The organism is Candidatus Vesicomyosocius sp. SY067_SCS001 (assembly GCF_014706615.1).
Lineage (GTDB): Bacteria > Pseudomonadota > Gammaproteobacteria > PS1 > Pseudothioglobaceae > Ruthia.
Window position 1 is genome coordinate 310,456 of the sequence record NZ_CP054877.1, and the last position, 18,854, is coordinate 329,309.

General features: G+C 31.9%; 17 protein-coding genes and 3 tRNA genes. 17 read left to right on the top strand and 3 right to left on the bottom strand.

Going from position 1 to position 18,854, the window contains the following annotated elements; translation table 11 throughout:
- Window positions 1–69: 69 nt before the first annotated feature.
- Both HUW60_RS01535 and HUW60_RS01540 read left to right on the top strand, forming a co-directional pair.
- A tRNA-Ala gene (locus HUW60_RS01535) sits at window positions 70–145 on the top strand.
- Between the two features lie 16 nt (window positions 146–161).
- Window positions 162–236, top strand: a tRNA-Glu gene (locus HUW60_RS01540).
- A 644-nt stretch (window positions 237–880) separates the two neighbouring features.
- Here the strand turns inward: HUW60_RS01540 and HUW60_RS01545 are convergent.
- Window positions 881–1,210, bottom strand: a complete 330-nt coding sequence (locus HUW60_RS01545) for a hypothetical protein (RefSeq protein WP_190600688.1) — start codon at window positions 1,208–1,210, stop codon at window positions 881–883.
- A 581-nt stretch (window positions 1,211–1,791) separates the two neighbouring features.
- Here HUW60_RS01545 and HUW60_RS01550 point away from each other — a divergent pair.
- Together HUW60_RS01550 and rluD are read left to right on the top strand one after the other, a co-directional pair.
- Window positions 1,792–1,869 (top strand) — tRNA-Glu (locus HUW60_RS01550).
- Between the two features lie 29 nt (window positions 1,870–1,898).
- Window positions 1,899–2,843 carry a 23S rRNA pseudouridine(1911/1915/1917) synthase RluD gene (gene rluD, locus HUW60_RS01555; RefSeq protein ID WP_190600689.1) on the top strand — a complete coding sequence of 315 codons (945 nt, stop codon included), beginning with the start codon at window positions 1,899–1,901 and terminating at the stop codon, window positions 2,841–2,843.
- A 58-nt stretch (window positions 2,844–2,901) separates the two neighbouring features.
- On the opposite strand, the gene HUW60_RS01560 is transcribed toward rluD, so the two are convergent.
- Both HUW60_RS01560 and mutM read right to left on the bottom strand, forming a co-directional pair.
- Window positions 2,902–3,318 carry a S24 family peptidase gene (locus HUW60_RS01560; protein ID WP_190600690.1) on the bottom strand — a complete coding sequence of 139 codons (417 nt, stop codon included), beginning with the start codon at window positions 3,316–3,318 and terminating at the stop codon, window positions 2,902–2,904.
- Entirely contained in the window at window positions 3,306–4,115 is an 810-nt protein-coding gene (gene mutM / locus HUW60_RS01565) for a bifunctional DNA-formamidopyrimidine glycosylase/DNA-(apurinic or apyrimidinic site) lyase (protein ID WP_190600691.1), read from the bottom strand. The genes HUW60_RS01560 and mutM overlap by 13 nt, the downstream gene beginning before the upstream one ends.
- A 67-nt stretch (window positions 4,116–4,182) precedes the next feature.
- On the opposite strand from mutM, the gene HUW60_RS01570 reads away from it, so the two are divergent.
- The 13 genes from HUW60_RS01570 to gatB all read left to right on the top strand — a co-directional run bounded on the left by HUW60_RS01570 (window position 4,183) and on the right by gatB (window position 18,824).
- Window positions 4,183–4,767, top strand: a complete 585-nt coding sequence (locus HUW60_RS01570; protein ID WP_238924507.1) for a urate hydroxylase PuuD — start codon at window positions 4,183–4,185, stop codon at window positions 4,765–4,767.
- Between the two features lie 295 nt (window positions 4,768–5,062).
- Window positions 5,063–6,115: a hypothetical protein gene (locus HUW60_RS01575; RefSeq protein ID WP_190600693.1), complete on the top strand. Its 1,053-nt coding sequence runs from the start codon at window positions 5,063–5,065 to the stop codon at window positions 6,113–6,115.
- 177 nt (window positions 6,116–6,292) lie between these two features.
- The gene (locus HUW60_RS01580) at window positions 6,293–6,964 is read left to right on the top strand and encodes a CAF17-like 4Fe-4S cluster assembly/insertion protein YgfZ (protein WP_190600694.1); all 672 of its coding nucleotides are present in this window, start codon (window positions 6,293–6,295) and stop codon (window positions 6,962–6,964) included.
- A gap of 19 nt (window positions 6,965–6,983) precedes the next feature.
- Window positions 6,984–8,327: a sodium:proton antiporter NhaD gene (gene nhaD / locus HUW60_RS01585; protein WP_370545350.1), complete on the top strand. Its 1,344-nt coding sequence runs from the start codon at window positions 6,984–6,986 to the stop codon at window positions 8,325–8,327.
- Window positions 8,299–9,018, top strand: a complete 720-nt coding sequence (locus HUW60_RS01590; protein WP_190600696.1) for a type III pantothenate kinase — start codon at window positions 8,299–8,301, stop codon at window positions 9,016–9,018. Before nhaD ends, HUW60_RS01590 begins: the two co-directional genes overlap by 29 nt.
- A 31-nt stretch (window positions 9,019–9,049) precedes the next feature.
- Window positions 9,050–10,246 (top strand): tryptophan--tRNA ligase, encoded by a 1,197-nt coding sequence (locus HUW60_RS01595; protein ID WP_190600697.1) that lies wholly within the window; start codon window positions 9,050–9,052, stop codon window positions 10,244–10,246.
- Window positions 10,247–10,248: 2 nt separating this feature from the next.
- Window positions 10,249–10,974, top strand: coding sequence for a pseudouridine synthase (locus HUW60_RS01600; RefSeq protein ID WP_190600698.1), 726 nt, complete (start codon window positions 10,249–10,251; stop codon window positions 10,972–10,974).
- Between the two features lie 154 nt (window positions 10,975–11,128).
- Window positions 11,129–13,978 (top strand): isoleucine--tRNA ligase, encoded by a 2,850-nt coding sequence (gene ileS / locus HUW60_RS01605; protein WP_190600699.1) that lies wholly within the window; start codon window positions 11,129–11,131, stop codon window positions 13,976–13,978.
- Window positions 13,979–15,061: a 3-dehydroquinate synthase gene (gene aroB / locus HUW60_RS01610; protein WP_190600700.1), complete on the top strand. Its 1,083-nt coding sequence runs from the start codon at window positions 13,979–13,981 to the stop codon at window positions 15,059–15,061.
- Window positions 15,062–15,070: 9 nt separating this feature from the next.
- Window positions 15,071–15,658 (top strand): hypothetical protein, encoded by a 588-nt coding sequence (locus tag HUW60_RS01615; protein WP_238924509.1) that lies wholly within the window; start codon window positions 15,071–15,073, stop codon window positions 15,656–15,658.
- A 2-nt stretch (window positions 15,659–15,660) separates the two neighbouring features.
- Window positions 15,661–15,948, top strand: a complete 288-nt coding sequence (gene gatC, locus HUW60_RS01620; RefSeq protein WP_190600702.1) for an Asp-tRNA(Asn)/Glu-tRNA(Gln) amidotransferase subunit GatC — start codon at window positions 15,661–15,663, stop codon at window positions 15,946–15,948.
- Between the two features lies 1 nt (window position 15,949).
- A complete protein-coding gene (gene gatA / locus HUW60_RS01625) occupies window positions 15,950–17,392 on the top strand; it encodes an Asp-tRNA(Asn)/Glu-tRNA(Gln) amidotransferase subunit GatA (protein WP_190600703.1) in 1,443 nt (480 codons plus the stop codon).
- Window position 17,393: 1 nt separating this feature from the next.
- The gene (gene gatB, locus HUW60_RS01630; protein ID WP_190600704.1) at window positions 17,394–18,824 is read left to right on the top strand and encodes an Asp-tRNA(Asn)/Glu-tRNA(Gln) amidotransferase subunit GatB; all 1,431 of its coding nucleotides are present in this window, start codon (window positions 17,394–17,396) and stop codon (window positions 18,822–18,824) included.
- The last annotated feature ends 30 nt before the right edge of the window (window positions 18,825–18,854 follow it).

Genomic DNA, 18,854 nt, shown 5'->3' on the forward strand with positions numbered 1-18,854 from the left:
GACTATTCTAACTTAGAGATTATAATTTAAATTTTTTGCTGATAGGTTAGTAATTTAATAATGTTTTGTGGGGCTATAGCTCAGTTGGGAGAGCACGATACTGGCAGTGTCGGGGTCAGCGGTTCGATTCCGCTTAGCTCCACCATAAGCAAAAATATTATGTCGCCTTCGTCTATCGGTTAGGACACAAGGTTTTCATCCTTGTAAGAGGAGTTCGATTCTCCTAGGCGATGCCATATTTTAAGTAAGTTTTGATAGATTGTGGGTTACTACTAAAGTAGTACTTATAAATTCTTGACTGGTATAGAACAATTATAATATCCATACTATTTAGTAGACATTGAAAGTTTAGTTATACTACTTTAAATATGTAGTTACTGAAGTATTACTTGTGATAAATAATCAAATAGATTTTAGAAGTTAGAGACTTTCTCAAATAAAGCTCAAAACTTATTTGTGATTGAATAGAATGAGCTATTTAAAGTTATTTTATAATAGGTATATATAATCTTAAATTATAAAAGACTTCTATTAAATAAGCACTAAATCGGTCAAGACATTATGTATAGATTAATGTTCAGATATTATCTTTTCAGTATTTATGTGATAAATTAAATTAAGAGAGATAATTATTTAGAAAGTAATTAACTGTGTATGATAGAATCATTCTTTTGTATACCTATTATTTGTTATGTGTCTATAGTAAATAGGATCGTTGCTAATAATCGACATCAAACAAGAAAATAACATCTAGTATTTTGATATTAATTATTGGGAGATATAGTTATCAAAATAGTAGACTGTGATATTTTAGAGGCCATAGATAAAAGTTAATAGACAAGGTAATGGATGATATTAATCTAGTATGATGAAATAAAATTTATAGGTTTGTTAAAATTATTATTGTAAATGTGATAGCCATAATACCTAAAGCAACTGTTATTTTAGCTAATACAGTCCAAATTTTTGAACCGGTGTAACGATTAGCAGCGTTCCATGTACCTATCATTTGACATACGTTATATGTTAAAGCCACTAATATCGTAATAATAACCAGTGCTATAGATTCAGACATCTCAACTACTAGCATTACTATTTGTCCAATAAGTCCTACTAATACACCATAGAACCAATATGTTTTAGCTAGACCAAAATCACCATCAATTAACTTCTTAAAAAAAACTTTTTGTATTTCTTGAACATCATCCATATATTATATTCCTATTATTTCATATTAAATAGTTGTTCCAAACTAATAAAGCTTAATTGTAGACTAAATTGAATAATACTTTACAAGGTTTTAATAAAGTATTAGGTAGTATAACTTATTTAATATAACTCAAATCACAGCAATAATTATCACTATATCTAGATTTAATTTAAGAATAATAATATAAAAAATTTTAAGAGTATTACAGAACTTTATTTATTTTTCTTATAGTGTATATGAATTATAACAAGATTAATCGTTATTAGCATAACTAGTAAATATAGATTGTATAATAGAGAATAATTACTAGATTTATACTCGTAATAGTAGGAGTTATAATTTTGTCGTATAGTATGGTTCTTTAGTAGAAAGAATGGTTGATTAAAGTACGGTATTTGTAATCTATTTTACTTTATCAAAAGTAAAGAAAGTGTATATTACCTTTGTTTATTGGTTAGCATCCTAGATTTTTATCTTATATTGAAAGAATAGCATGGTTTTTATAAAAACCATGCTATTCTTTTGTCTGATTTGTAAAATATTTAGTCTATTTCTCTAGATTTATCTATTAAAATACCTCTGTCGCGTTCGTCTAGTCTGGCCCAGGACCCTAGGATTTCATCCTAGTAACAGGAGTTCAAATCTCTTACGTGACGCCATTTTATATCTACGTGAGTGGTGTACCAACATGAGCTTATTAAGCATTATTATTCCAAATCGATTTATTAGTCAGCGAGTTGATGTTGCAATGGCACAAATGTTGCCTAATTATTCACGTACTAAAATTATCTACTGGATAAAGTCTGGTAATGCTTTAATTCATCGCAAAACTTTTAAACCTAAAGAAAAAGTTACAGGCGGTGAGATAGTTAATTTATCAATTAAAACTAAAAAAACGAATGTGTGGTTAGCAGAAGATGTCATCATTGATGTGGTATATGAAGATTCAGAGATTATTGTTGTTAACAAACCAGTAGGTTTAGTAACACATCCTGGCGCAAACAATTGGATAGGAACACTTGCTAATGCATTGTTATATTATGATTCATCTTTAGCCAATCTTGATCGAGCTGGTATTGTTCATCGTTTGGATAAAAATACCTCAGGATTAATGGTGATTGCACGTAGTGAATATGCACAAAAATATTTAACTGAGCAGTTACAAACTCATAGTATTTCACGAGAATATTCAGCCATTGTATATGGTTATATGATTTCTGGAGGTAGTGTTGATGCACCAATAGGGCGTGATCCTAAAGATAGAATTAAACAAGCAGTGGTTAAATATGGTAAAGATGCTCTTACTCATTATCGTATTATTGAACGTTTCACACATCATACCCATGTTAAAGCAATTTTAGAAACAGGGCGTACTCATCAAATTCGAGTACACTTATCATTTATTGGACATCCACTTATTGCTGATCCAATATATGGTGGTAAAGTTCATTTTCCAAAAAAAGCAGATAAACAACTAACAAAGGCACTTAAAAATTTTAATCGTCAAACTCTTCATGCTAGAAAGCTCACACTTATTCATCCAATATCTGGTAAATTAATGTCGTGGAAAGTACCATTACCACAAGATATGCAAGATTTATTACAAGTATTGGCTAAATTTGATGCGTGCTGATTAGAAGAATTGTAAATCAGATATTAACTAAACAAAATATTGAGCATATTATCTTTTGTTACAGTTGTTTTTCTTTATTATTTTTAAACGTGCCACTAGCGCTAAAGCTCATTTCTTTAGTGGATGTATTAAGATGATAATAATGTAGTGGCTTTTGTTTGCGTTGTTTTTGTTGTACTACACATCCTACAATTGTAAATTCACCTTTAAGCTCAATGTCATCATATTGTGTATTTAAGCAGATCAAAAATTTTCTTGAACCACGTTCAATATATTGGCGAAAATATATCTCCATATCATACCGTACAACAGCGTAAGCATGATTATGAATTTTCATACTAGGGTCAATAATAACAATACAGTTCTCACTAAACTCTGGCGTCATGTATTTACCTAAATTTTGCAATGCAAATGGCTCAGAATTGGTTGAACAATTTGTTTTAAATATCTCTTGTGGTGTGTCTAAGTCTGACATTTTTTACAATAAAATGTTGATCGTTGGTTTTGCACAAACCTAGTTATTATACCTTTGCAACGATAACATTTTTTGTTTTTAAATCCATATACGGATAAATTTTGTGTGAAATATCCAGGATTACCATTAACTTGAACAAAATCTTGTAAAGTTGTACCGCCTGCTTCAATAGCCTGAGTTAAGATATTTTTAATACTTTGTGTTAAAATATTATATCTAGTTTTAGATATAATGCCAGCTTTTAGTTTTGGGTTAATACCTGCCATAAATAAACTTTCGCAAGCATATATATTACCCACACCAACCACTATTTTGTTATCCATAATAAAAGCTTTTATGTTTTGTTGTTTGTTTCTTGATTTTTGATATAAATACCCATTATAGAATGATGTTTTTAACGGCTCAACCCCTAATGAGTCTAGTAGTTTATGTGAGCCATCTTTTGAAAATAATACTGCACCAAAACGTCTTGGGTCTTTTAAGCGCATACTTGTTCCATTTTGCAATTGTAATTCAAAATGTTCATGTTTTAATAGTGGTGTGTTTATATCAACCACTTTAATTGAACCGCTCATACCTAAATGGATTATTAAGGTACCTATTTTAAACTTAATTAATAAGTATTTACCACGACGATCAATTGTATTGATCGATTGATTAGTGAGTGTTGTTGATAAGTGTTTAGGAATAACCCAACGTAAATTCTTTCGATGTAGTATCACTTTGTTTACTTTTTGATTGATAATCAAAGATGTAAGCCCACGCTTAATGGTTTCAATTTCAGGAAGTTCTGGCATAAAATGATTTTAAATTAAATAGAATAACCTATTATAATTATCAACTTTAACAACTATGGAGAAAAATATGTTTGATCGTATCAATTTAGTTCAGTGTAAAATCCTTTTAGGATTTATTCTATCAGTTATTGTATTTTTTAGTTTTAATTATAATATAGCTGAGGCTCAGAACCTAACACATTATGGCTTAATAGTATGGTTACACGTTCTAGCAGGTATTGTTTGGATTGGGTTGCTTTATTACTTTAATTTTGTGCAAGTTCCAGCCATGGGTCAAGCATTATCAGATACTGACGGTCCTGGTCCAGCAGCTATTGGTAAGTATATTGCTCCTCGTGCTTTATTATGGTTTCGTATGGCGGCAATAACTACTTGGATTTTAGGTTTAGTATTGTTAGCAACAAAAGATGCTATCCTTAGTGCATTTATGTTAGAACCTACTTTTCAAATTATTGGTATTGGTGCATGGATGGGAACTATCATGGTATTTAATGTTTGGTTTATTATTTGGCCAAATCAACAAAAGATTTTAGGTATGAAATCTGCAAGTGATACAGACATTGTAATAGCAAAAAAAAATGCAGCATTAGCATCAAGTGTTAATGTGATTTTATCTATTCCAATGTTATTAACTATGCTTGCATGGCACTAAAGTAAGGAGTTGTGTATTTTAAAAGTATTTGGCTTACATTAGTGCTCTATTATTATTTTAATAATGCATATATTTGTTTTATATTCACATAATATGTTCTAATTTTACCATTGAAGATGATTTGTATATTTTTGTAGTAAATTTGTATATTTTGTATCTTTTTTGTAGAAAAATATTTATTACTTAAAACACATGTGTATAATTTACAACATCTTTGTGTTACTTGCAAAGTAAGTTAATGCCACAGATTACAAGATTTCTTTTGGCGTATTTTTTAAATTTTTGGAGATAAAATATGAGAAAACAGTTATTAATTACTGCTGTTGCAGCAACAATGTCAGTAGCTGCTACAGCGGATATTTCGATCACGGGTGATGCTTATATAAATGTTGCTAAACAAAAAATTGGAGCAGCTGATACTGCGAATACCAATCACGATAGTCAGCGTATTCGTCTAAAAGTAGTTGGTTCTGCAGGTGATACTAAGGTGACTGCCGTTGTACGTAACGATGGTGCAACTCGTGTAAATGATAATGATATTGATATTAGTAAAAAAAGTCTCCATATGGATAGTTTATATTTAACTACCAAAGTAGGGCCTGTTGATGTCAAAGTGGGGGATTATTGGGGTACAATCGGTTTAGGTGCTCGTTCTCTAGATGCTGCTAGGTCAAACGCATTATCTGCATCAACTAAAGTAGGCGATTGGAAGTTAGGTTTATTTACTGCTGACGGTTCTAGTAATGATGGTTCTGATACAACTAATGTAAGTGCTTCTGGTCTATTAGGTCCAGTTTCTGTTGGATTAGTGCATAACCCTGGTGGGTTTACAAATTTTACTGCTAAAACTACATTTAATGGTATTTTGTTTGCTATTGACAAATGGAATGATAAAAGAAGAAATATTATTCATAACGATACAACTCTTATTCACATTGGCGGTAAAGTTAATCACTTTACGTGGGATTTAGCGCAGATAAAAAATGATCGAGCTTCTGATATGACTGATGCCAATATTGTTACTAATGGTAAGTTTGCGCCATTAGGCTCTATGTTGATAGGTAGATCTGCTCGAGGTGGTACAGCAACTGCTGTTGCTGATGTTAGTCATTTTAGTGAAATATTAGGTGTTGCAGTTAGTACTAAATTAGCAGGTAATACAGTTAAAGCTATTTATACTAAAAATACTATGTTTGGTGATGATAAAGTAACAGGTACAGAGTTAATAGTTAGTCGTCCTTTAGGTGGTACTACTTTAACAGCTAATATTGCTAAACTTTCTGATGTGAATACTATTGTGAATGGCAATGCTACTAATACAGGTCTTAGACTTGATGTTAAGTTCTAGATTATACAGTAGTATAAAAACTAGATTTAATTTTAAAAGTCTAATCTAGTTAGTTCTAAAACCCCTAGTCTTATTTTAAGGCTAGGGGTTTTTATTTATTGTATTTGTTTTAAATTGAAAACCTTTCTGTCTGATAAAATTCAACAGAAAGGTTTTCAATTTAAAACATATAAAAATATGAAGGTTAGAATAACTTTAAAAGTAAGTGGTGTAGATGCACAAAGTTTTTTGCAGGGACAATTGAGCAATGATATTGCTGCCATTAGAGAAAATGAGTGGCAATTAAATGCGTATTGTCAGCATCAGGGAAAAGTGATTGCTCTGTTTTGGGTTACTAAATATAAAAATGATTTTTACTTGAATTTTCCTAAAAGTTTACAAGATAAAGTCTTCAAACATCTGCATATGTTTGTATTAATGTCGGATGTTGAAATAGTACAAACCTCTTTTAATACTTATCCACCTATTAATGTAATGAAACATCCTGAAGTGTATTTAATAACTAGTGAAAAATTTGTACCACAAGAGTTAAATTTAGATATTAATGAGGTTGGGGTTAATTTTTCTAAAGGCTGTTATCCTGGACAAGAAGTAGTTGCGCGTTTACATTATTTAGGTAAATCTAAGCGTCGTATGCGACTATTTAGATGTGAACAAATACTGAAAGTAGGCGATAAATTAATTGCACTTGATTCAAAATCAGTAAAGGCATCAGGCATAGTAGTTCGTTGTATAAAATCATTTGGTAAATTATTGTATTTGGCAACGATTGAGGTTAAATATCAAGATAGCGATATTATATTGAATAATTCTAATGACGCCAAATTCACAAGGATTAAAAATGATTAAATTATGTACATTTTTGTCCATGCTTTTATCTATGAATGTTTTTGCAACTAGCGAGCCGCCGCTAGATCTAACCATTCATTGGGTGGGCTATACGTCACTTATTTTATTTGTATTGGCTTATATTTTAGTAATGGTAGAGGAATTTACTCATTTTAGAAAATCTAAACCTGTGATTCTAGTGGCGGGCGTTATTTGGGGGTTAATTGGTTGGATGTATACTAGCCAAGGATTACCATACTTTGCTGAAGTAGCACTTAGGCATAATATATTAGAATATACAGAACTATTCTTATTCTTATTAGTGGCAATGACTTACATTGAGGCCATGCGAGAAAGGCATGTATTTGAAGCGCTTAAAGTTTGGTTAATTAATAAAGGCTTAACTTTTAGACAACTTTTCTGGTTAACAGGATTTTTAGCTTTTTTTATTTCTCCAATTGCTGATAATTTAACTACAGCACTTATTATGGGCGCTGTGGTATTAGCAGTAGGTGCAGGTAATCCTCGTTTTGTTACTATTTCTTTTATTAATATTGTTGTAGCTGCTAATGCAGGCGGTGTATTTAGTCCGTTTGGCGATATTACTACGCTAATGGTATGGCAAAATGGCATTGTTGGGTTTACTCAATTTTTTAGTTTGTTTGTACCGTCTCTGATTAATTTCGTTGTACCTGCATCTATTATGCATTTTTCTATTAAAAATGAAATGACTACAAGTAATCAAAGTAAAGTCAATATTAAATTAGGTGGTATTATTATTCTTCTTCTTTTTATTGTTACTATTATTACAGCAGTTAGTTTTCATAATTTTTTACATTTACCACCAGCAATGGGAATGATGACAGGTTTGAGTTATCTTATGATTGCTGCTTATTTTATTCGTCAATCTGAGTGCAAGTCACAACAAGAAGGATTTGATGTATTTAGAAAAGTTGCAAATGCAGAATGGGATACCCTGTTGTTTTTCTTTGGAGTAATTGTAAGTGTTGGTGGATTAGGGTTTATAGGTTATTTAACATTAGCTTCTGAAGCGATGTATTTATCTTTAGGAGCAACTTATGCTAACATTTTAATAGGTGTTTTGTCTGCTATTGTAGATAATATTCCAGTTATGTTTGCAGTATTAACCATGAATCCTGATATGTCATTAGGACAGTGGTTATTAGTAACTCTCACAACAGGGGTGGGTGGTAGCTTATTTTCAATTGGCTCTGCTGCAGGTGTGGCATTAATGGGTCAATCAAATGGGCTTTATACATTTGTATCACATCTTAGGTGGACAGGTGTGATTGTACTAGGCTATGGTTTAAGTATTGGTGCACATATATTAATGAATGCCGCTTTATTTGATGTACCAGTTTGAGTCTTATTTATTGGTTGATATTGGTAATACTAGTATTAAGTGGTGTTTAAATGGTAAAATTAATTCAGCTTTTATTACAAAATTTAACATAACTCAATTACCAAAAGTAGATAAAATTTTTGCTAGTTGCGTGGGTGATTGTTATATATTAGACGATCTAAATAATACTCATTTTGTTAAAACTGAACGTGTATTCAATTCTGTAGAATGTGGTTATCAAATTCCATCTACATTAGGCTCTGATCGTTGGTTAGCAATGTTAGCTAGTATAGAACATTATCCTAAACAAAATTTGCTTATTATTGATGCGGGTAGCGCACTCACTTTTGACTTATTATTAGCTAATGGTAAACACCAAGGAGGGCTTATTATGCCTGGTTTGAGTGTATTAAGACGTAGCTTTACTCAGTTTTCTAATAATATCCAACAGTTATCTTTAGGCCTTACTGCAAACAACACTCAAGAAGGTTGGTTAATTGGTACTAGCCAGATGTTGATGAGTGTTATTAACACACAAATTGAACAACATTTGAATAATTATAGTAATTTAGTTGTTGTGTTGACAGGTGGTGATGCTAAGATAATTGCATTAAAGCTTCATTGTCAAGTTAAACTTCATCAAAACTTAGTGTTAGAAGGTTTATCTAGCTATGTGCAAGCATATAAAACGTTGCACTCAGTCTTGGTATAATTTACTTATTTAATTTAAGTAAAGATAAATAATGCAAGACAGACGGGTTTTATCAGGCATGCGACCTACAGGACAGCTTCATTTAGGTCATTATCATGGCGTTTTGAAAAATTGGCTAGTGCTTCAAAATGAATACGATTCTTATTTTTTTGTGGCTGATTGGCATGCATTTACTACGCATTATGCAGACAATATGAATTTAAATGTCAATGTTATAGAAATGGTAGTTGATTGGCTTGCTACTGGTATTAACCCAAACACTTCAACAATTTTTGTACAATCCAAGGTACCTGAACATTCAGAACTACATTTATTGCTTTCTATGTCAACACCTTTGAGTTGGTTGGAACGAGTGCCTTCATATAAGGACCAACAACTTAAATTACATATTAAAGATTTAGCAACTTATGGATTTTTGGGTTATCCATTATTGCAAAGCGCAGATATTTTAATTTATAAAGCTGGACTTGTACCAGTTGGCGAAGACCAAGTGGCTCATATTGAATTCACACGTGAGGTAGCTAGACGCTTTAATCATCTTTATGGTCGTGAAGTTGATTTTGAAAAAAAAGCTGAAATTAGTATTAATAAAATGGGTAAAAAACAGGCTAAAACATACCGGTTACTACGTAAAACATATCAAGAAACAGGTGATGATGAGGCTTTGATAAAAGCTCATGCTTTGTTACAACAACAAAATATTACTCTTGGCGATAGAGAAAGACTTTCAGGTTATATTGAAGGTGTAGGTAGAATTATATTACCTGAGCCTGAATTATTATTAACTAAAGCCTCAAAAATGCCTGGATTAGATGGTCAAAAAATGAGTAAATCTTATTGCAATACAATTTCCTTGCGAGATACCCCTAAACAAATACAAGTTAAAATTAAACGTATGCCAACTGATCCTGCTAGAATTAAAATAATTAATACAGGCAACCCACAAAAGTGTCCAGTGTGGAAACTACATGAAGTGTATTCAAATAAATCAATCTGTGATTGGGTAGTTGAAGGTTGTACTAAAGCCAAATTTGGTTGTATAGAATGTAAGCAGCCTATTATTAATGCTATTGAAGAAGAGTTAACCCCTATGCAAGAACGTATTGCTAAGTATCAGTCAGATCCAGAACTTATTAAACAAATTATTTTTGAAGGTTCTGAGAAAGCTAGAAGTATTGCTAAGGAAACTATGATAGAAGTGCGGGAAGCAATGGGTATTAATTACTAATCATGGTTAACAGGCTACAAAAACTTATTGCAAATGCTGGTTATGGTTCTCGTCGTTGGGTGGAATGTTTAATTGAGCAAGGACGTATTGAGGTTAATAATAAAATTGCCATTATTGGTGATAAGGCTGAAATAACCAGTCGTGTTAAAATTGATGGACGGAAGATTGATTTAAGTCGCTACGTTGAACAAGAAACAAAAGTTATTATTTTGAATAAGCAAGCAGGGGTTATTTGTTCAAACAGAGACGATAAAGGACGTAAGAGTGTTTATAGTTTTTTACCTAAAGAGTCACGCTGGATTATGGTGGGACGTCTTGATTTAAATACATCTGGTTTGTTATTTTTTACTAATAATGGTGATTTAGCTAATAAACTTATGCATCCTAGCTCAGAAATTGACAGAGAGTATGCTGTTAGGGTTTTAGGTCAAGTTAAGAATAAGGATTTAAAAAAACTCACTCAAGGTATTGAATTTGATGGTGGATTTGCTAAATTTAACCAAATAACACTTGGTGGGGGTGGAGGTGCTAATCGATGGTATAAAGTTGTACTTAGAGAAGGTAAGAAACGTGAAGTAAGGCGTTTGTGGGAGGTTTTAGGATTTAAGGTATCACGTCTTATCCGTATTCGTTTTGGAGAAATTTGGTTGCCTGATAATCTTAAGGCTAATCAATATGATTACTTAAAACCTGTACAAATAAAGTTATTGTTTAATGCTGTGGAGTGATATTTTAATTCTTAATATTATTTTAATTCTTAATATTATTTTAATTTTTATAGGTTTGTAAAAAATCTATTTTATTTTAGTAGTGGATTATCTGTTTTTAAAATTTAGTACTATCACGTATAATTGTGCTTCTAATCTTTATTTTTAAGAGTTAATGTCTGATTATAAATCTAGTTTAAATCTTCCATATACCCAGTTTTCTATGAAGGCAAATCTTGCTAATCGAGAAGGTAAGTTTTTAAAAAAATGGCAAAATGATAGGCTTTATGATCAAATTCGCAAACAAAATGACGGTAAACCAAAATTTGTTTTACATGATGGTCCTATTTATGCAAATGGCGATATTCATATTGGTCATGCGGTTAATAAAGTTTTAAAAGATATGGTTGTTAAATCAAAATCTTTATCAGGATTTGATGCGCCATATGTTCCAGGTTGGGACTGTCATGGATTGCCGATTGAGCTTAATGTTGAAAAAGAATATGGTAAAGTAGGTATTAATATTGATGTCAATACTTTTAGATACAAATGTAGAGAATATGCTGATAAACAAGTAACAAGGCAGAGTCAAGATTTTCAACGTTTAGGTATTCTAAGTGATTGGGATAATCCATATTTAACTAAAGATTTTAAATATGAGGCTGATATTGTACGTGCTTTAGGTCAAGTTGTTAAAAATAGACATGTTTATAAAGGTCATAAGCCTTTACATTGGTGCACCGAATGTGGTTCTGCTTTAGCAGAGGCAGAGGTTGAATACAAAAATAAACAATCAGAAGCAATTGATGTTAAATTTAGAATTATTGAGGATTGGGTCTTTAATGTAAAAAAACCAGTTTCAGTTGTAATTTGGACAACAACGCCTTGGACGTTATCTGCTAATGAAGCCGTAGCACTTCATTCAGAGTTGAATTATGTGTTGGTTGATGTCGGCAGTGAATATTTATTACTTTCTCAATCCTTAGTAGTGGATTCAATTAGTCGTTATGATATTGAAGTTACCATCGGTGAACGGATGTTTTCTAGTAGTGAATTAGAAGGATTAAAAGTACAACATCCGTTCTACGATAAGCAAATACCTATTATTTTGAGTGATCATGTAACCGATGATTCTGGTACAGGTGCGGTGCATATTGCACCTGCACATGGTCAAGAAGATTTTATTGTTGGGTTAAAATATAATTTACCTGTTGATTGTCTAGTAGATGCTAAAGGGGTATTTTTTAAAGAAGTTTTACTTTTAGGTGGTCAGTTTATTTTTAAAGCCAATGCCAGTGTGATTAGAATTCTTAAACAGACTAACACATTAGTTAAGCATGAGTCATTAACGCATTCTTATCCACATTGTTGGCGACACAAAATTCCTATTATTTTTAGAGTAACGTCTCAGTGGTTTATTTCTATGCAACAAAATGGTCTTAAAGATGTCGTTAATAGTGAAATCCAAAAAGTACAGTGGATACCCCATTGGAGTAAGAAACGTATTGAACTGATGGTGGGTAATCGTCCCGATTGGTGTATTTCTCGTCAAAGATTTTGGGGTGTTCCAATTACTTTATTTGTACATAAAAAAACAGGAGAGTTACATCCAAATACTCAAATGTTGTTTGTTTATATTGCAAATAGAATCGAACAAGAAGGTGTTGAAGCTTGGTTTAAATCTGACACTAAAGATTTTATTGGTGATGATGTTAATGATTATGACAAAATTACAGATATACTTGATGTTTGGTTTGATTCAGGCATGAGTCATTTTGCAGTATTAAAAGTAAGAAAGGAATTATCTAATGTGGCTGATTTATATTTAGAAGGTTCAGATCAGCATCGAGGTTGGTTTCAATCATCACTAATATCTTCAGTTGCTATTAATAAAAAAGCACCTTATAAAAACGTATTAACCCACGGTTTTGTTGTTGATAAAGACGGTAAGAAGATGTCTAAGTCTCTTGGTAATATTATAAGCCCTCAAAAAATAGTTAATAACGTAGGGGCGGATATTTTACGCTTATGGATTGCTAGCACCGATTATACGGGGGAAATGACTGTATCCGATGAAATTCTATCACGTTCTGCTGATTCATATCGCCGTATTCGTAATACTATGCGTTTTATGCTAGCAAATATGAATGGTTTTACTCAAAAGAATTTAGTAGATATGAAAGCAATGTTAGATTTGGATCGTTGGATTGTTGCTAAAACGCAAAAAATACAAGAAGAAATTATTAAAAATTACGACACTTACCAATTTCATTATATTGTTAAGTCTATTAATAATTTTTGTTCTAATGATTTGGGCGGTTTTTACTTGGATATTATTAAAGATCGTCAGTATACCACGCAAAAAAATTCACCAGCAAGGCATAGTGCTCAAACTGCTCTGTATCATATTACTCAAATGATGGTACGCTGGTTGAGTCCTATTTTAAGTTTTACTTCTGAGGAAATTTGGCAAGAATTAGCACCAAATAATAAGAGTATTTTTTTGCAAGAGTGGTATCTACAAGGAGATACTATTGATAATATTATTTATGGAACTATGATGATTTCAGATATTTCTCAAGAACAAGATGAAGGATTTGAGAAATCTAATGATATTTTTACAAGTATTAATATAGCAAGGGTAATTTCTCCTACTATTCGTCAAGCAATTGAAAAACTTAGAAAAGATAAAGTTTTGGGTTCTTCATTAGAAGCGGAAGTAGATATATATTGTAATCTTAAGGTTAAAGAAAAATTATCGAAGTTTGGTGAAGAACTTAGATTTATGTTTATTACTTCTGATGTTCGTTTACATTCTTTTGAAGAAAAGCCTAATAATGCAATTGAAGTAAATAGCGATGTATTACAACAAGCGGCTATTGTTGTTGTAAAAAGTGAGCATTTGAAGTGTGTGCGTTGTTGGCATCATAGAAAAGATGTAGGAAGTAATATTAAGCATTCAGAACTTTGTTGTCGTTGTGTTGAGAATGTAGATGGAGATGGTGAAGTAAGGAAATTTGCTTAAATGAAAATACTTAATCTTGACTTGGGAAATAAATCCTATCCAATATATATTGGTCAGAACTTATTGTTAAAAGGTGAGTTACTGACAAAATATATTAGTGGTAAGCAAGTTATGATTGTTACTAATACGACAGTAGCGCCTTTGTATCTTAAAAAGGTACAAAATTTAGTTTCATCGTTTGAACTTGCACAAGTAATTTTGCCAGATGGTGAAAAATATAAGACACTTGGTACGATTAATTGTATTTTCAGTGCACTACTTGAAAATAGATTTGATCGTAGTTGTACATTAATTGCTCTTGGTGGTGGTGTAGTAGGTGATATGACTGGATTTGTAGCTGCCAGCTATCAACGTGGTGTTAATTTTATTCAAATTCCAACGACGTTATTATCCCAAGTAGATTCTAGTGTAGGTGGAAAAACAGGTGTTAATCATAGGCTTGGCAAGAATATGATTGGAGCTTTTCATCAGCCAAAATGTGTACTGATTGATATAGATACGCTTGACACCTTGGATAATCAACAATACTCATCAGGTATGGCTGAAGTAATCAAGTATGGTTTATTAATAGAATATTTAAATTTTTTCAACTTCTTGCAAGAAAATATTAAAGATTTAATGGATAGAAAAAAGTCTTTAATAATTGAAATGATTTATCAGTCGTGTCAACATAAAATCAATATTGTTGCTCAAGATGAGTTAGAAACGGGTAAACGTACTTTATTAAATCTTGGACATACTTTTGGTCATGCAATTGAAAATACGCTTGGTTATGGTACTTTTTTGCATGGTGAGGCAATTTCAGTGGGTATATTAATGGCAACAAAGCTGTCTCAGTTTGAAGGATATTTGTCTAGTAAACAAGTCGCTAAGATTCAAGATTTATTAGAAAAAGCCAATTTGCCTATCTCTATTGTTGGTAAAATAGACGCTTCTGCTTTTATGAAAGCAATGCTAGTTGATAAGAAGGTAATTAATGGCAATATTCGTCTGATTTTATTGAAAAGATTAGGTCAAGCATTTATCTGTGATAATTATAATAATCATCTCTTAGATCAAGTGGTTGATGAATTTTGCCAGTAGGATAATATGATGGATAAAAATAAACTAAAGGTTGGAGATGATGAGGTAATGATTACTTCTAGTATTTCAGATTTAGAAAAGATGCTTGAAAGTGTTGAAAAACATGCAGATCAACGCACTGACACTAAGTTTGAAAAGTTTTTTTTGCCAGCACTTGCAGTATTTAGCGCTATTATTATGGGGTTCTTTGTTGTGATTTATTCAATTACTTCGGATATGACACGTTTAGCCAACTCAATGGATCCAGATATGGGTGATAATATGTCATCTATGGTCAAAAGTATTGATAGCCTGTCATATACTGTTGGGAAAATGACTACTTCTGTAGCTTATATGCAAAAAGATTTTCAACAAGTCAATAAAAATATGAATATTATTGCTAGCAAGCTTGATAATTTAGATTCTATTGCAGCAGATTTAACGCAAGTAAGTTTGAAGATGGATGTTTTAGAGCCAATGCTTATCAATATGGAGAAGATGAACAAAAATATGGCAATCATGCAAAATTCTATGCAATGGATGCGGCGTGATTTAAATATTTTACGCTCCTCATTTTCTAAACCGCTTAGAATTTTTAATAGTATTCCGATGTTGTAGTTGTGTTATTATCTGAAAATCAGGTAAGTCAAATTGCTAATCTAGCATGTTTATCATTAAATAAGGCACAACTTAAGGATAACACACAAAACTTAAATGCTATTTCTAGTTTAGTTGAGCAATTGGCTAATGTTGAGACTAATGGTGTTGAACCAATGTCGCATCCATTACATACGTTCCAACGTCTTAGAGAAGATGTTGTTTCTGAGGAAGAGCAGTTAGCATTGTTTCAATCAATTGCACCAGAAATTAGAAATGGCTATTATTTAGTGCCTACTGTTATTAAATAATATGCATACAAAAACTATTGTTGAACTCTGTAAAGGCCTTAAAAATAAAGATTTTTCTTGTGTTGAATTAACACAATATTATTTAAATCGTATTAACCAATCAAGGCTGAATGCTTTTATTACAGTAACTGATGAATTGGCATTAGAACAAGCTCAAGTAGCAGATGATAAAATTGCATTAGGTAATGCAAGTATATTAACAGGTATTCCATATGCCCATAAGGATATTTTTTGCACTAAGGGGGTTAAAACCTCAGCGGGTTCTAAAATGTTAGATACCTTTATAGCACCTTATGATGCAACTGTGAGTCAGAAGCTTAATCAAGTAAATTTAGTAATGTTAGGTAAGACTAATATGGATGAGTTTGCAATGGGTTCTAGTAATGAGAATTCGTTTTATAATGCGGTTAAAAACCCGTGGAATTATTCAAAAATACCAGGTGGTTCATCAGGTGGTTCAGCAGCTAGTGTTGCGGGCGGATTAAGTTGTTTTGCTACAGGAACAGATACAGGTGGTTCTATTCGACAACCTGCAAGCTTATGTGGTATCACAGGATTAAAACCTACTTATGGTCGGATATCAAGATATGGCATAATTGCTTATGCATCAAGTTTTGATCAAGCGGGGGTAATGACTAAAACATCACAAGATGCAGCTATTGTATTAAATGTTATGGCTGGGTTTGACGAAAAAGATTCAACCAGTGCTGAACAAAAAGTTCCAGATTATACGACTAATCTTAATACTTCGCTTCAAGGGTTAACTATCGGATTACCAAAAGAATTCTTTTTATCTGGCTTGGATAATGAAGTGGCTAATAATATTATGGCTGCTGTTAAAGAGTTTGAGTCTATGGGTGCAACTGTTAAAGAAGTATCGTTACCAAATTCAGTCTATGCTATTCCTACTTATTATATTATTGCGTCTTGTGAATGTTCATCAAATTTATCACGTTTAGACGGTGTTAGGTACGGACATCGCTCTAAGGAGTCGAAAAACTTAGAAGATTTATATTTTAATTCTCGCTCAGAAGGGTTTGGTGAAGAGGTTAAACGTCGTATTATGATTGGTACTTATGCTTTGTCAACAAGTTATTATGATGCTTATTATCTGAAAGCACAGAAAGTACGTCATTTAATTAGTAATGATTTTAAAAAAGTATTTGAAAAAGTTGATGTAATTATGGGGCCAGTATCTCCTACAACTGCATTTGATTTAGGCTCAGTGAAAGACCCATTTTCTATGTATCTAGCAGATATTTATACACTTAGTGTCAATTTAGCAGGATTACCAGGTATGAGTATTCCAGTAGGCTTTGCACAAGATTTACCAGTAGGGTTACAATTAATTGGTAATTATTGGTCAGAATCTAAACTACTGAATATAGCGCATCAATTTCAATTACAAACTGACTGGCATTTAAGAATACCACAGGAGTGTTAATATGGAGTGGGAAACAGTTATTGGTTTAGAAATTCATGTGCAATTAAATACTAAATCTAAGATTTTTTCATCTGCTTTAACTAAGTATGGTGAAAAGCCTAATTCACAGGCTTGTGCTGTTGATTTGGGGTTGCCAGGTGTTTTGCCTGTTCTTAATGTTGAAGCTGTTAATAAGGCGATTAGATTTGGTGTGGCGATTAATGCACATATTAATAAGTGTAATATATTTGATAGAAAAAATTATTTCTATCCAGATTTACCTAAAGGATATCAAATTTCACAAATGGACTGGCCTATTGTAGGTAAGGGTAAGATTGAAATAATTCTTGGTAATCAAATCAAAGTAATCGGTATCACACGAGCACATTTAGAGGAAGATGCAGGAAAATCCATACATAATATGTTTAATGATAATACTGCGATTGATTTAAACCGTGCAGGAATACCACTACTTGAAATTGTTTCTGAACCTGATATGCGTAGTGCTAAGGAGGCAGTATCCTATACTAAAAAAATTCATACTCTAGTTCAGTATATTGATATTTGTGATGGCAATATGCAAGAAGGTTCATTTCGTTGTGATGCAAATATTTCTATTCGTCCTAAGGGACAAAAAGAACTTGGCACACGTGCAGAATTAAAAAATATTAATTCATTTAAATTTTTAGAACGTGCAATTAATTTTGAAGTTAAGCGCCAGAAGGATATTCTTGAAGAGGGTGATAAAGTTGTGCAAGAAACTCGTTTGTATGATTCGGTAAAAAATGAAACTCGTTCTATGCGCTTAAAAGAAGAAACAAATGATTATCGTTATTTTCCAGATCCAGATTTACTACCTGTTGAGATTTCTAATGAATTATTAGAAAAAGTTAAACAAACCTTACCAGAATTGCCTGATCAGAAAAAAATAAGGTTTGTTGCAGAATTAGGTTTAAGTGAATACGATGCAGATGTACTTACTTCCCAAAAATCTTTGGCTGATTATTTTGAAGTAATGCTTGAAAATAATATTGTTAATGCTAAGCTTTGTGCTAATTGGATTATGGGTGAATTATCAGCTGCTTTAAATAAGCATCAAATTGACATTCAAAACTCACCTATTACCGCACAATCTCTATCATTATTAATAAGCCGTATTAGTGATGACACCATTTCTGTAAAGACTGCTAAAGATGTGTTTAAATATATGTGGGATAGTAAAAATAGTGCAGATGAGATTATTCGAGTCAAAGGTCTAAAACAGATGACTAATATAGGCGAAATTGAGGTAATTATAGAACAAGTTATTGCTAATAGCGCATTACAAGTATCCCAATTTAAATTGGGTAATAACAAGATTTTAGGATTCTTTGTAGGTAAAATTATTAACCTTACTAATGGTAAGGTTAATCCTAAACAAGTTAATGAATTACTTAGAAAGAAGTTACTTTAAAAAAAGTCATATTTATTTTGGTTATTTTAG